Consider the following 13489-nt stretch of genomic DNA (forward strand, 5'->3'; position numbering starts at 1 on the left):
CTCGTCTCGCACTTGCAGCACATCGCAAGTACGAATGGGAGTACAGTCTTGCCGATCTCGAAAATTCTCGTTGCCAACCGATCCGAAATTGCCATCCGCGTTTTTCGCGCGGCCAATGAGCTCGGGATCAAAACTGTCGCCATCTGGGCGGAAGAAGACAAACTCTCGCTGCACCGCTTCAAGGCCGACGAAAGTTATCAGGTCGGCCGCGGCCCGCATCTGGAAAAAGATCTCGGCCCGATCGAGAGCTATCTGTCTATCTCGGAAGTGATCCGGGTGGCCAAGCTTTCCGGCGCAGATGCGATCCATCCCGGTTATGGGCTGCTGTCGGAAAGCCCGGAATTCGTCGATGCATGCGATGCGGCCGGCATCATCTTCATCGGCCCGCGACCCGATACGATGCGCCAGCTCGGCAACAAGGTTGCCGCCCGTAACCTGGCGATCTCGGTCGGCGTGCCGGTCGTACCGGCCACAGAACCGCTGCCGGACGATGCAGCGGAAGTGGCAAAAATGGCCGAGGAGATCGGTTATCCGGTCATGCTGAAAGCCTCATGGGGCGGCGGCGGACGCGGCATGCGCGCCATTCGCGATCCAAAAGATCTGGCGAGAGAAGTCGTCGAAGCCAAGCGCGAGGCGATGGCCGCTTTCGGCAAGGACGAGGTCTATCTCGAAAAGCTGGTCGAGAGCGCCCGACACGTCGAGAGCCAGGTTCTGGGCGACACGCACGGCAATGTCGTTCATCTGTTCGAGCGCGATTGTTCCATCCAGCGCCGTAACCAGAAGGTCGTGGAACGCGCACCGGCACCTTATCTTTCAGAAGCGCAGCGGGCCGAACTCGCCGCCTATTCCCTAAAGATCGCCAAGGCCACCAACTATATCGGTGCCGGCACCGTCGAATATCTGATGGATGCGCAGACCGGCAAATTCTACTTCATTGAGGTCAACCCGCGCATTCAGGTCGAGCACACCGTCACCGAAGTCGTGACCGGCATCGACATAGTCAAGGCGCAAATCCACATCCTCGATGGGTTTGCGATCGGCACACCCGAATCCGGCGTACCCGCACAGGAGAACATCCGCCTTAACGGCCATGCCCTGCAATGCCGCATCACCACCGAAGATCCGGAACAGAACTTTATTCCGGACTACGGCCGCATCACCGCCTATCGCTCGGCTGCCGGTTTCGGCATTCGTCTCGATGGCGGCACGGCTTATACGGGCGCGATCATCACCCGCTATTACGATCCGCTTCTGGTGAAGGTGACGGCATCAGGCGCCTCGCCGCAGGAGGCGATCAGCCGCATGGACCGCGCATTGCGTGAATTCCGCATCCGCGGCGTCGCTACCAATCTGACCTTCCTCGAAGCCATCATCAGCCACGAAAAATTCCGCAACAACACCTATACGACGCGCTTCATCGACACGACGCCAGAGCTTTTCGAGCAGGTCAAGCGCGCCGACCGCGCCACAAAACTTCTGACCTATCTGGCCGACGTGACAGTCAACGGCCACCCGGAAACCAAGGGAAGGCCTGAGCCTTCGGTCAATGCGGCCAAGCCGGTTCTTCCCTATGTCAGCGGCGAGATCCAGAGCGGTTCGAAACAGAAGCTCGACGAACTCGGCCCGAAAAAATTCGCCGAATGGGTGCGAAGCCATGACCGCGTGCTGGTGACCGACACTACCATGCGCGACGGCCACCAGTCGCTGCTGGCGACACGCGTGCGCACACACGACATTGCCCGCGTGGCCGACGTCTATGCCCGCGCGCTGCCAAATCTGTTCTCGCTGGAATGCTGGGGCGGCGCGACCTTCGACGTTTCCATGCGGTTCCTCACCGAAGATCCGTGGGAACGTCTGGCGCTGATCCGCGACGGTGCACCGAACATTTTGCTGCAGATGCTGCTGCGCGGTGCCAACGGCGTCGGCTACAAGAACTATCCCGACAATGTCGTGAAATATTTTGTCCGTCAGGCCGCCAAGGGCGGCATCGATCTGTTCCGCGTGTTCGACTGCCTGAACTGGGTCGACAACATGCGCGTGTCGATGGATGCGGTGAACGAGGAGAACCGGCTCTGCGAGGCGGCGATCTGCTATACCGGCGACCTCACCAATTCCGCCCGCCCGAAATACGACCTCAAATATTATGTCGCATTGGCGCAGGAACTGGAAAAGGCCGGCGCCCATATCATCGCCGTCAAGGACATGGCCGGCCTGTTGAAGCCGGCGGCTGCCAAAATCCTGTTCAAGGCGTTGCGCGAAGCAACATCGCTGCCGATCCATTTCCACACGCATGACACATCCGGCATTTCCGCCGCGACCGTGCTTGCCGCCGTGGAAGCAGGCGTCGATGTCGTCGATGCCGCCATGGATGCGCTGTCGGGCAACACGTCGCAGCCATGCCTCGGCTCGATCGTAGAAGCACTTTCCGGCACCGAGCGTGATCCGGGTCTCGATCCCGAATGGATCCGAAAGATCTCGTTCTATTGGGAAGCAGTGCGCGGCCAATACGCGGCCTTCGAAAGCGATCTCAAGGGACCGGCCTCGGAAGTCTATCTGCACGAAATGCCGGGCGGCCAGTTCACCAACCTCAAGGAACAGGCACGTTCGCTGGGGCTGGATACCAAATGGCACAAGGTTGCCCAGACCTATGCCGACGTGAACCAGATGTTCGGCGATATCGTCAAAGTCACCCCGTCCTCCAAGGTGGTGGGCGACATGGCGCTGATGATGGTTTCTCAGGACCTCACCGTCGCCGATGTCGAAAATCCGGCCAAGGATATCGCCTTCCCGGATTCGGTCGTCGCCATGCTGAAGGGCGATCTTGGCCAGCCTCCGGGCGGCTGGCCGGAAGCGATCCAGAAAAAGGCGCTGAAGGGTGACAAGCCCTATACGGCCGTTCCCGGCTCACTGCTGGCGCCGGCCGATCTCGATGCCGAACGCAAGGAGGTCGAGACCAAGCTGGAGCGCAAGGTCGACGATTTCGAGTTCGCCTCCTACCTGATGTATCCAAAGGTGTTCACCGATTTTGCGCTGGCATCGGACACCTATGGACCGGTCTCGGTTCTGCCGACCCACGCCTATTTCTACGGCATGGCGGATGGCGAGGAACTGCTGGCCGACATCGAAAAGGGTAAGACGCTGGTCATCGTCAACCAGGCAACCAGTGCGCCGGATGCGCAGGGCATGGTGACGGCCTTCTTCGAGCTGAACGGCCAGCCGCGCCGCATCAAGGTGCCGGATCGCAACCGAACGTCTGCCAGCGCCGTGCGCCGCAAGGCCGAGGTCGGCAATGCCGCCCATCTTGGTGCTCCGATGCCGGGTGTCGTTTCGACGGTGGCAGTCTCAGCCGGCCAGACGGTTCAGGCAGGCGACGTTCTGCTCTCCATCGAGGCGATGAAGATGGAAACCGCGCTGCACGCGGAAAAGGACGGCACGATCTCGGAAGTGCTGGTGAAAGCCGGCGACCAGATCGACGCCAAGGACCTGCTGATCGTTTACGGCAGCTAAAATCGATAGCGGACGCCTGATGAAATTCAGGCGTCCGTTACCTCGTCCGGCTTGCCGAGACGATAACGACGTGCCGCCAGCCGCTCCGAGAACACGATGAGCAGGCCCGCGCAGAAGATCAGCGCGGCGCCGACCGCGACATTGCTGGCCGGAATATCCTGCCAGATGACGTAGCCGAGCACAAAAGCCCAGATCAGCGATGAATATTCGAACGGCGCCAGAACCGACACCGGCGCCCGCCGCATCGCTTCGAACAGGGCCGCCTGAGCGGTTCCGCCGAGCAGACCGACGAGCAGAAGCAACGTGCCGCTGGAAAGATCGAGCGGCTTCCAGTGGTAGATCGCCATCACACAGGTCATCAGCACGAAGAAGGTGTTGGTGAGCGTCATCTGCACCAGCGTCGATTCGTTCATCGCCGTCTTGCGCAACAGCACGCTGCCGCACGCCCAGAGAATGGCGGCGAGCAGCGCCAGACCGACCGGGACGGAGATCGTCAGGCCCACCGGATTGGCAGCAATCAGCACCCCGACGAAACCGAGAATGATCGCCGCCCAGCGCACCGGCGGCACCTTTTCATGCAGGATCGGGATGGCGAGCAGCGTCGCGACAACGGGCGCGGCGTAATAGATCGTCGTGAGTTCGGCGAGCTGCAGAGATTTTGCCGCCGTGTAATAGGCAAACCACGCGCCGAGCAGGATCACGCTTCGCAACGCCATCGGCTTCATGACGGGCGTGCGCGCCACCCGGCCGATAAAACCGCGTCCGCCGATAATCAGGCAGGCGATCAGGATCGTCATGCTGCGAAAGAAAAGGATCTGCCAGACGCTGACATCGGCGACCAGAAGTTTGACCACCGCATCGTGCAGCGTGAACACGAAATAGGACGCGCTGACGAAAAGAATGCCGCTGGCTGTGCTGGATTTCAATGGATTACGCCCGACGGCGCCTCGCATGGTTGCAGGCTCTGCGCTTTAGGGTATTTCAGTGGAAATGCAACTGCGATTCTGCTTCGCCCGCAGTGAATGCCCGTGGAGGAACACATGGACACCAGATCGGAAACCGCCGCGCGGGTCGCAAGACCTGCGATCACCCGCGAACGCATCGGTGTCGCCCTGCTCTTTCTGGTGAACGGTTTTCTGATCGGCGCATGGGCGCCAAAAATTCCGGAATTCGCCACACGGCTCGACCTCGATGAGGCGAAACTCGGTGTCATGATCCTGCTGTTCGGCCTGGGATCGCTGGTGATGATGCCGATCGCCGGCAGCCAGATCGCCCGCTTCGGCTCCAGCACCGTCAGCCGCGTTACCGCCGTGCTGCTGACGCCCTGTCTCCTCTATCTGACCTTTGTCGGCAATGTCTGGCTGGGCGGTGTCGCAATCTTTCTTTTCGGCGGGCTGATCGGCGCCATGGATGTGGCGATGAACGCCAATGCCGTCTCGGTCGAGCGCCACATGCGCCGTGCCATCATGTCGTCCTGCCATGCCTTCTGGAGTCTCGGCGGCCTGATCGGTTCGGCCACCGGCGGTTTTCTCATCGATCACATGGGCGTCGGCGCGCATGCCGTTCTGGCAACGGTGGTGGCGGGCCTGATGGTGGCCGCCGCATGGCCGCTGGTTTTTCATGACGCGCCGCATCCCGACGAACACAAGGAAGGCCATTCGCGCGGCCTGCCAAGATCGCCCCTGCCCTGGCTGATCGGCATTCTGGCGCTGTTCTGCATGATCCCGGAAGGCGCGATCCTCGACTGGGGCGCACTTTACCTGCGCAACGAACTCGGCGCTTCGGCTACGCTGTCAGGCTTCGCCTTTGCCGCTTTCTCGCTCACCATGGCGGTGATGCGTTTTGCCGGAGACCTGATCCGTGACCGTTTTGGCGCGGTAAAAACGCTGCGAACCTGCGCCGCAATCGCCATAATCGGCCTGATGATCATCGGCTTTGCCGGCAATTCGACCGTCGCCATCATCGGTTTTGCGCTGTGCGGCATCGGCATTTCCAACATCGTGCCGATCGCCTTTTCCGCTGCCGGCAACCTTCCGGGCATGGCGCCGGGCGTTGGCCTGTCGATCGTCACCACGATGGGATATTCCGGCATTCTGGTTGCCCCATCTGCCATCGGTTTCATTGCTCGCCACACAGGGCTCGGCATCATTTTTGTCGGACTTTCGGTGCTGATCGTCATCGCCATGGCGTTTTCATCGCTTGCCCGCCATGCGGATAACGCACATCATTGACGCGACACGAAGGCTCGCCGAAAGAGGCTGAACGAGGTAAAGTGACGCGCCCGCAGGTTGACAAGGCGCATGCCATGATCCACCTGAATGGTCCAACAGCCAAGTACCGAGACGTTTGATGTCCTCACCCATCGATTTTGATCCAAAACCCCGTCGCGCCACTGTTGCCGTCGATGTCGGTGGCGTGATCGTCGGCGGCGGCGCGCCCGTTGTCGTGCAGTCCATGACCAATACCGACACGGCCGATGTCGATGCGACGGTCGCGCAGGTCGCGGCCCTCTTCAAGGCCGGCTCGGAAATGGTGCGTATCACCGTCGATCGCGACGAAAGCGCTGCCGCCGTGCCCAAAGTGCGCGAGCGCCTGTTGCGTCTGGGCCTGGACGTGCCTTTGATCGGCGATTTTCACTATATCGGCCACAAGCTGCTGGCCGACCATCCGGCCTGCGCCGAGGCACTGGCAAAGTACCGCATTAATCCGGGCAATGTCGGCTTCAAGGACAAGAAGGACAAGCAGTTCGGCGACATCATCGAGATGGCGATCCGCTACGACAAGCCGGTGCGCATCGGCGTCAACTGGGGCTCGCTCGATCAGGATCTGCTGACCACGCTGATGGACCGCAATTCCGAGCAGGGATCGCCGCTGTCGGCCCGTCAGGTCATGCATGAGGCGATCGTGCAGTCGGCACTGATCTCTGCCGAACTTGCAGAATCGATCGGCCTGCCGCGCAACCGCATAATCCTGTCTGCCAAGGTCAGCCAGGTGCAGGATCTGATCGCCTGTTATTCGATGCTGGCCGAACGGTCCAACCATGCCCTGCATCTCGGCCTCACCGAGGCCGGCATGGGCTCCAAGGGCATCGTCGCCTCATCGGCTGCCATGGGTTACGTCCTGCAGCACGGTATCGGCGACACCATTCGCGTATCCCTGACGCCGGAGCCGAACGGCGATCGCACCAAGGAAGTGCAGGTTGCCCAGGAAATCCTGCAGGTCATGGGTTTCCGCCAGTTCATTCCGGTCGTGGCCGCGTGTCCCGGCTGCGGTCGCACCACTTCGACCGTGTTTCAGGAACTCGCCCAGAACATCCAGAACGACATCCGCAAGAACATGCCGATCTGGCGTGAAAAATATCCGGGTGTCGAGGCGCTGAACGTCGCGGTCATGGGCTGCATCGTCAACGGTCCCGGCGAAAGCAAACATGCCGATATCGGCATCTCGCTGCCCGGCACCGGCGAAACGCCGGCCGCCCCGATCTTCATCGACGGCAAGAAAGCGATGACGCTGCGCGGCCCCAATATCGCCGCCGATTTCGAAAAGCTGGTGATCGAGTATATCGAGAACCGTTTTGGTCAGAAGACGGCCGCCGAATAAGCCGTCCCGAACCACCTCGTAAAGCTGGCGGGCTCATGCTTCCGCCAGCGCCTTTGCCAGCATGGCCTGCGCCGACCAGCGCACGATCTCCTCTCCCCTTTCGATATCCACGCCGCAGACATCGCGCAGCACGACCATCGCCTCTATGCCCGTCAGCAAGGAGAGGCCGGCGAGCAGTTTTTCCATGGCCGGCCCGGACAGGTTGGTTTCGATCGGTTTCAACGCCTCCGCAAGCCAGGGCACACGACGCCCCGTGCGCTGGACCTGATCACCGGTGACGGCGGATGCCAGAAAGGCGCGAAACACGCTCTCGTTTTCCGCGACCATGCGAAAGATCTGGCGGACCATTTCGTCCAGCCTCTGCTCCACCGTTCCCGAGCGCGCCATATCTTCCGACAGGTGGACACTTTCGGCCACCGCATCCAGTGCCGCTTCGCGCACCATGTCATCCGGCTTGGAGAAATAACGATAGGCCGTGGCTCGTGAAATGCCCGAGGCATCCGCCACGTCGGCCACCGAAAACGAAGCTCCCTGCTCGATCATCGAACGTGCCGTTTTCAGCAACTCGGCCCGCGTTCTCTTCTTCTGGTTGGTCCTCTCGAACTTGCCTTCGCGCAATACTTGACGGGTCATCATAATTCCTTTATGAGAAATTAGTCTCATTAAGAGGCAATCGTATCACAAACCAAACAGAGGACAAGACGACAATGACCTCAAGGGTCAATTCAACGGAAGCCGGCCCGATGACCGTGCACTTTCTCGGCAACCTGCTGACCTTCCATATCCGCAGCGCCGCAACCGACGACAGGTTCACCCTGATCGAAAACCGCACGGCTCCCGGCCAGGGATCGCCAATGCACCGTCAGGCGGATGACGAAGCTTTTTACGTGCTGGAAGGCGAATACGAATTTTTCCTGGATGGCGCATGGCAGCGCAAAGGTCCGGGTGAAGCCGTGCATATCGTGCCGGGCACCGTTCATGCCTTCCGCAATCCGGGCAAGACCGATGCGCGCATGCTGATCATCAATTCGCCCGGCAGCCTGCACGAAGCCTTTTTCGTCGATGTCGGCGAAAAAACCGACCTGTATCATGCCAGTTTTCCGCCGATGACACAGCCGGACGTGCCGGCAATCGTTGCCAGCGGATTGCGCAACCGCATCGAAATTCTTCCGCCGGCCGCATGAGGCTCAAGCGGGTGATGCAGGATCCTCGTCGGTGGCCAACGGCGAGGTGAATGCCATTATTCCTCGTTTCGCCGCATTTTGTGGTAAAGGGAAACCATCTCAGACGACGGGGACAACGATTCGAATGCTGAAGAAGTTTGCCATCGCCGCGCTTGCCGCGACGTTTCTATCCGCCTGCACCACCACCGACCCGTATACGGGTGAGCAAAAGACGTCGAACATGGCGGGTGGCGCTGCCATCGGTGCCGGTCTTGGCGCGCTTGGCGGCCTCGTGGTCGGCGGCGGCAACAAGGGCCGCAATGCGCTGATCGGCGCTGCCATCGGCGGTCTCGCCGGCGGTGCGATCGGCAATTACATGGACAATCAGGAAGCCGAACTGCGCCGCGAGCTGCAGGGCACCGGCGTGTCGGTTACCCGTCAGGGCGACCGCATCATCCTCAACATGCCGTCCAACATCACCTTCGCCACCGATCAGGATCAGGTCATCCCGCCCTTCTACCGGACGCTGGATTCGGTCGCGATCGTGCTCAACAAGTTCGGCAAGACCTATATCGACGTCAACGGCCACACGGACTCCACCGGCAGCCTGCAGCATAACCAGGGCCTCTCGGAACGCCGAGCCGCTTCCGTCGCTAACTATCTCGGCGGCCGTGGCATCGACCAGCGCCGCATCTCGACCATGGGCTTTGGCCCATCGCAGCCGGTGGCTTCCAACGCCACGCCGGACGGCCGCGCGCAAAACCGCCGCGTCGAAGTGGCGATCGCACCGATCGAACAGAACTGATCGCCTGACGCCATTCAGGCAGACATCGCGCAGCCTCGCATTCTTCCGGAATGCGGGGCTGTTTTCGTATGCGGCAGGTGTCAGATACGGCTGGTCAGCAGCTTTATGCCGGCAATGCTGTAAAACACCGCCATCGTGCCCTCGATCCAGCGGCGGGCGGACTTGTAGACGCGCAGCGCATGCCGCGTCGAAAACAGCAGCGCATAGCCCATGAAGATGACAAAACTCGATGTGCTGAAGATGCCGAGCATCAGCAGAACCATGGATGGCGGCGCATCGGCCGGAAGGCCCAGCGACATGATTGCCAACCAGCCGAAAATCGCCTTCGGATTAGTGATGTGGATGGCATAACCGCGCAGCCAGAGCTGCCTTGCCGTATAATCTGTTCGAGTGGCGCCGCCCACCAGCCCCGCATCTGCCGTGCGGGCAGATTTATAAGCCTTCCAGGCGAGATAGATGAGGTAAAGGCCGCCGACGATCTTGATGATTTCCAGTGCGAAAGCATAGGTCCGCAGCAGCGCCGCCAGACCAAGAGCTGCCGAAACACCCCATGTCAGCGAACCGCAGAAAATGCCGAGCGCAATGATGAGGCCGGCTCGCCTCCCCTGCGAAATCGCTGTTCCCATGATCGCGAAATTGGCCGGGCCGGGGCTGAGAACCGTAATGAGATAGGCCATATAGGCCGGCCAGATCACGGGCAGATAGCTGAAAACGTCCGGCATGCGATCCTCTCCCGAAAAGTCCGGAATGCCAGATGGATCCGAACCCGTTAGCTTTTGCGGTCGGCGATGAAACGCGCCGCCTCGCGCAATATGGCAGCCTTTTCGCCATAGGGCGAGAGCAGGTTTTCGGCCTCGGCCACCAGCGCATCCAGCCGCTTTTCCGCCCATTCCATACCGTTGAGGGCAACTAGCGTGCCTTTGCCGCGGCCGGCATCCTTGCCTGTTGCCTTGCCGAGCGTAGCGGCATCCGAGGTGATGTCGAGCAGGTCGTCGGCGAGCTGGAAGGCCAGCCCGATGGTTTCGCCGAATGTGCGCAGCGTTTGCCGATCGGTCTCGCTGGCGCCGGCGGCAATCGCACCGGCCTCGCAGGCAAACCGCAAAAGCGCGCCGGTCTTCATCGCCTGAAGGGTGACAATGCCCGCTTCATTGGGCTGGCTCTTTTCCGCCTCGATGTCGAGCACCTGGCCGCCGACCATGCCGCCCATGCCGGCGGCGCGCGACAGCGCCAGCACGAGTTGGATCTTCTGGCTGTCGGAAAGATCGGTTTCCGATGCCGCGATGATATCGAAAGCGTAGGTCAAAAGCGCATCACCGGCGAGGATAGCGGTCGCCTCGTCATAGGCCTTGTGCACCGTCGGCTGGCCGCGGCGCAAATCGTCGTCATCCATGGCCGGCAGGTCATCGTGGATCAGCGAATAACAATGCAGGCATTCCAGCGCCACGCCGACCCGCAGAGCCGCGGAAGCGTTACCACCAAGCATGGCCGCAGTCTCGCGCACCAGAAACGGTCGCAGGCGCTTGCCGCCGTTCAGTGTGCCGTGGCGCATGGCTGCCAGCAGGCGCGGCGGCCGTGCCGTCTCGTCCTTGAGGGCCGCATCGTCCAGCATGGCAACGAGGGCAGCCTGCGTTTGCGCAGCGCTGTCGCGCAGGCGTGTTTCGAAGGCGTAATCGGAAGGGCTAGCTTCTGTCGTCATGGCCGCTATCTGACATGAGGCAAAAGCGCTGGCAATGTCATATTCCGATCACCGTTAGTTTTACGGGCATGACCGGGCCAGGCGGCTGGTTTTTGGCCGGTTTGAACGCTAGAACGGGCGAGAGGCGACAAATGAGTGCGATCTTGGACATAAGCCCGGCCGAGCAGCATAATACGGAAGAGGAGCAGCCCGTGGCGCGATCCCGTCACAGGCGGATGCTTTCCAACCCGATTGTCCGGCGTGTGGTTCTCACCATCGCGGTACTTCTGATCCTCCCCTATTTTCTCGTCGTTCTCTACGCCATCCCGTTCATCCGACCGATCTCGACGCTGATGATCGCCGATCTGGCGCTGTTGCGTGGATATGACCGGCAATGGACATCGTTCGAGGATATTTCCCCGGCACTGGTGCGCTCGGTGATGATGTCCGAAGATGGCCAGTTCTGCGCCCATGGCGGTGTCGACTGGAACCAGATGCGTGGCGTCGTGCAGGATGCGCTGGACGGTGAATCCACCCGCGGCGCCAGTACGATCCCCATGCAGACGGTGAAAAACCTGTTCCTGTGGAACGGCCGCTCCTTCCTGCGCAAGGGACTGGAGCTGCCGCTTGCCCTATGGGCCGATTTCGTCTGGTCGAAAGAGCGGATGATGGAAATCTATCTGAACGTCGCCGAAATGGGGCCGCAGACCTATGGCGCCGGTGCCGCCGCTCAGCGACATTTCAAAACCTCGGCGTCGAAACTCAACCGCCGTCAGGCAGCCCTGCTCGCCGTCTCGCTCCCCAATCCGATCACCCGCGTCGCCAGCAAGCCCGGCCGCGGCATGCAGCGCCTCGCGTCCCTCGTCGAGCGCCGGGCACAGGGTGCAGGCGATTACATCACCTGTCTTTATCGATAGGTTTCCCGAATTTCATTGGTCACCAATACAACCTACGGCTAGGTTGCGGACCTGTGGCAAACGGGAGATCCGAGCATGGACGCGCTGACGCTTTATATCGGCAACAAGAACTATTCCTCCTGGTCCTTTCGCCCGTGGATTGCACTCACGGCCTTTGACGTGCCGTTCGAGGAAGTGCTGATCCCGTTTGATTTCCCGGCTGGAAACCCGCGATTTGCCGAAATCTCGCCGTCAGCCAAACTGCCCGTCCTGCACCACGGCAGGCTGCGCATCTGGGAATCACTGGCAATCATCGAATATGTCGCCGAACTCTTTCCCGAAAAGCATTTCTGGCCGGAAGATCCCGGTGACCGGGCAATGGCCCGCGCCATCTCGCTGGAGATGATCGCCGGCTTCCGTGGCCTGCGCAACGCCTGCCCGATGAACATGCGCCGCCCCCGCGCCGCACTCGATTTCGATGCCGCGACCGCCAGCGCCGTCAAGGACGATGTGACACGCATCACCACGATCTGGCGCGAGATGCGCGAGCGTTCCGGCGGTCCCTTCCTGTTCGGCGCCTTCTCCGCCGCCGACGCCATGTACGCACCTGTCGTCAACCGCCTCGACGTCTATGACATCGCTGTTGACGCCGATGCCCAAGCCTATATGGATGCGATGAAAGCAACGCCCGCATGGCAGAGCTGGGAGACGGCGGCCAAGGCGGAAAGCTGGATCGTTGCCGAGGACGAAGCCTGATTCAGGTGATTCTCAAAAATCGACTCGAAAATGCCGGTAGGGACTGGTCAAAGGCCGATACCGCATGTATAAGCCGGCCAAATTTCCGAGTTCCAGACATGTCCATTCGGCCTGAATTCTCGGCCGGGGATCATAGTCTGCACGTCAATTGGAGTACTTAAAATGGCAGTACCGAAGAGAAAAGTTAGCCGGTCCAAGCGCGGTATGCGCCGCTCTGCTGACGCGCTCGCAACCCCGACATTCGTCGAGGACAAGAACTCCGGCGAACTTCGCCGTCCGCACCACATCGACCTGAAGACCGGCATGTACCGCGGTCGCCAGGTTCTGACGCCGAAGGAAAGCGCATAAGCGCTTTTGACGGAAGTCATTCAAAAAAGCCCGGTCTCGCGACCGGGCTTTTTTGTTGTCTGTGTTTGCCGAAGAAAGCTCAAGGACAGATCATGTCATGCTGTCCAGACGCGTCTGCAGCGAGCGCAGCTGTTCCTTCAGCTCGTCGAGATCCTTTGCATCGGCAGGTTTGCGCGGTTCGCGCGGCGCTTCCGCCTGCGCCGTGAACGGCGTGAACATCTGCACCGCCTGACGGAACATTTCCGTATTGCGGCGCACCTGCTCTTCCATCATCTGCATCGGTGCCTGCAGGTTTTTCGTCAGTGGCGTTTCGCCGAAGGTACGCGTCATGTGCTCACGCATCTGCACCTGCTGGTCGGCAAACGTCTTCATCGAATGTTCGAGAAAGGTGGGTACCACCATCTGCATCTGATCGCCGTAATAGGAGATCAGCTGTCGCAGGAAGGATACCGGCAGAAGCGTATTGCCGGTCTTCGATTCCTGTTCGAAAATAATCTGCGTCAGGACTGAATGGGTAATATCTTCGCCGGTCTTGGCGTCCTGAACCGAGAACTCCTCACCCTTCTTGACCATCTTGGCGAGATCTTCCAGCGTTACGTAGGTGCTGGTACCGGTGTTATAGAGGCGTCTGTTGGCATATTTCTTGATGACAACTTGGCCTTCATTCTTCGCCATATTCTCCTCCTCGTCCCCTTAACATCGTTCTGTTATGCGGGTTTCCTCTCCCGCGAGAACACTA

The 13489-nt window shown here is 60.5% G+C and carries 13 protein-coding genes; 8 read left to right on the forward strand and 5 right to left on the reverse strand.

The window, feature by feature from the left end; all coding sequences use genetic code 11:
- The first annotated feature begins 48 nt into the window (after positions 1-48).
- Entirely contained in the window at positions 49-3507 is a 3459-nt protein-coding gene (gene pyc / locus AAIH70_RS20230) for a pyruvate carboxylase (RefSeq protein WP_132277457.1), read from the forward strand.
- A gap of 26 nt (positions 3508-3533) precedes the next feature.
- Here pyc and AAIH70_RS20235 read toward each other — a convergent pair whose 3' ends face one another.
- Positions 3534-4433, reverse strand: a complete 900-nt coding sequence (locus AAIH70_RS20235) for a DMT family transporter (protein ID WP_132277459.1) — start codon at positions 4431-4433, stop codon at positions 3534-3536.
- A gap of 114 nt (positions 4434-4547) precedes the next feature.
- Between AAIH70_RS20235 and AAIH70_RS20240 the strand changes: the two genes are divergently transcribed.
- Positions 4548-5738 carry an MFS transporter gene (locus AAIH70_RS20240; RefSeq protein ID WP_132277461.1) on the forward strand — a complete coding sequence of 397 codons (1191 nt, stop codon included), beginning with the start codon at positions 4548-4550 and terminating at the stop codon, positions 5736-5738.
- A gap of 118 nt (positions 5739-5856) precedes the next feature.
- Entirely contained in the window at positions 5857-7107 is a 1251-nt protein-coding gene (gene ispG / locus AAIH70_RS20245; RefSeq protein WP_132277463.1) for a flavodoxin-dependent (E)-4-hydroxy-3-methylbut-2-enyl-diphosphate synthase, read from the forward strand.
- A gap of 33 nt (positions 7108-7140) precedes the next feature.
- On the opposite strand, the gene AAIH70_RS20250 is transcribed toward ispG, so the two are convergent.
- Positions 7141-7740 carry a TetR/AcrR family transcriptional regulator gene (locus AAIH70_RS20250; RefSeq protein ID WP_132277465.1) on the reverse strand — a complete coding sequence of 200 codons (600 nt, stop codon included), beginning with the start codon at positions 7738-7740 and terminating at the stop codon, positions 7141-7143.
- Positions 7741-7814: 74 nt separating this feature from the next.
- Between AAIH70_RS20250 and AAIH70_RS20255 the strand changes: the two genes are divergently transcribed.
- Positions 7815-8291 (forward strand): cupin domain-containing protein, encoded by a 477-nt coding sequence (locus AAIH70_RS20255; RefSeq protein ID WP_430035241.1) that lies wholly within the window; start codon positions 7815-7817, stop codon positions 8289-8291.
- Positions 8292-8415: 124 nt separating this feature from the next.
- Positions 8416-9075, forward strand: a complete 660-nt coding sequence (locus AAIH70_RS20260) for an OmpA family protein (protein ID WP_132277469.1) — start codon at positions 8416-8418, stop codon at positions 9073-9075.
- An 80-nt stretch (positions 9076-9155) separates the two neighbouring features.
- On the opposite strand, the gene AAIH70_RS20265 is transcribed toward AAIH70_RS20260, so the two are convergent.
- Both AAIH70_RS20265 and AAIH70_RS20270 read right to left on the reverse strand, forming a co-directional pair.
- Positions 9156-9797: a LysE family translocator gene (locus tag AAIH70_RS20265; RefSeq protein ID WP_132277471.1), complete on the reverse strand. Its 642-nt coding sequence runs from the start codon at positions 9795-9797 to the stop codon at positions 9156-9158.
- A 47-nt stretch (positions 9798-9844) separates the two neighbouring features.
- A complete protein-coding gene (locus tag AAIH70_RS20270; RefSeq protein ID WP_132277473.1) occupies positions 9845-10771 on the reverse strand; it encodes a polyprenyl synthetase family protein in 927 nt (308 codons plus the stop codon).
- Between the two features lie 215 nt (positions 10772-10986).
- On the opposite strand from AAIH70_RS20270, the gene AAIH70_RS20275 reads away from it, so the two are divergent.
- From AAIH70_RS20275 to rpmF, 3 genes are all read left to right on the forward strand, one after another.
- Positions 10987-11667: a transglycosylase domain-containing protein gene (locus AAIH70_RS20275; RefSeq protein ID WP_165932085.1), complete on the forward strand. Its 681-nt coding sequence runs from the start codon at positions 10987-10989 to the stop codon at positions 11665-11667.
- 75 nt (positions 11668-11742) lie between these two features.
- Positions 11743-12402, forward strand: a complete 660-nt coding sequence (locus AAIH70_RS20280; protein ID WP_132277477.1) for a glutathione S-transferase family protein — start codon at positions 11743-11745, stop codon at positions 12400-12402.
- A gap of 162 nt (positions 12403-12564) precedes the next feature.
- The gene (gene rpmF, locus AAIH70_RS20285) at positions 12565-12750 is read left to right on the forward strand and encodes a 50S ribosomal protein L32 (RefSeq protein ID WP_112458846.1); all 186 of its coding nucleotides are present in this window, start codon (positions 12565-12567) and stop codon (positions 12748-12750) included.
- Positions 12751-12840: 90 nt separating this feature from the next.
- Here the strand turns inward: rpmF and phaR are convergent, their stop codons facing one another.
- Positions 12841-13425 carry a polyhydroxyalkanoate synthesis repressor PhaR gene (gene phaR, locus AAIH70_RS20290; protein WP_132277479.1) on the reverse strand — a complete coding sequence of 195 codons (585 nt, stop codon included), beginning with the start codon at positions 13423-13425 and terminating at the stop codon, positions 12841-12843.
- Positions 13426-13489 lie beyond the last annotated feature (64 nt).

This window comes from Neorhizobium sp. BT27B (genome assembly GCF_050455485.1).
In the GTDB taxonomy this organism is placed as follows: Bacteria; Pseudomonadota; Alphaproteobacteria; order Rhizobiales; family Rhizobiaceae; genus Neorhizobium.

Excerpts from the sequence above, each read along its gene's own strand:
- AAIH70_RS20240 (WP_132277461.1), top strand. The coding sequence starts at position 4,548 with ATGGACACCAGATCGGAAACCGCCGCGCGGGTCGCAAGACCTGCGATC.
- ispG (WP_132277463.1), top strand. The coding sequence starts at position 5,857 with ATGTCCTCACCCATCGATTTTGATCCAAAACCCCGTCGCGCCACTGTT.
- AAIH70_RS20250 (WP_132277465.1), bottom strand. The coding sequence starts at position 7,740 with ATGACCCGTCAAGTATTGCGCGAAGGCAAGTTCGAGAGGACCAACCAG.
- AAIH70_RS20255 (WP_430035241.1), top strand. The coding sequence starts at position 7,815 with ATGACCTCAAGGGTCAATTCAACGGAAGCCGGCCCGATGACCGTGCAC.
- AAIH70_RS20260 (WP_132277469.1), top strand. The coding sequence starts at position 8,416 with ATGCTGAAGAAGTTTGCCATCGCCGCGCTTGCCGCGACGTTTCTATCC.
- AAIH70_RS20265 (WP_132277471.1), bottom strand. The coding sequence starts at position 9,797 with ATGCCGGACGTTTTCAGCTATCTGCCCGTGATCTGGCCGGCCTATATG.
- AAIH70_RS20270 (WP_132277473.1), bottom strand. The coding sequence starts at position 10,771 with ATGACGACAGAAGCTAGCCCTTCCGATTACGCCTTCGAAACACGCCTG.
- AAIH70_RS20275 (WP_165932085.1), top strand. The coding sequence starts at position 10,987 with ATGCTTTCCAACCCGATTGTCCGGCGTGTGGTTCTCACCATCGCGGTA.
- AAIH70_RS20280 (WP_132277477.1), top strand. The coding sequence starts at position 11,743 with ATGGACGCGCTGACGCTTTATATCGGCAACAAGAACTATTCCTCCTGG.
- rpmF (WP_112458846.1), top strand. The coding sequence starts at position 12,565 with ATGGCAGTACCGAAGAGAAAAGTTAGCCGGTCCAAGCGCGGTATGCGC.
- phaR (WP_132277479.1), bottom strand. The coding sequence starts at position 13,425 with ATGGCGAAGAATGAAGGCCAAGTTGTCATCAAGAAATATGCCAACAGA.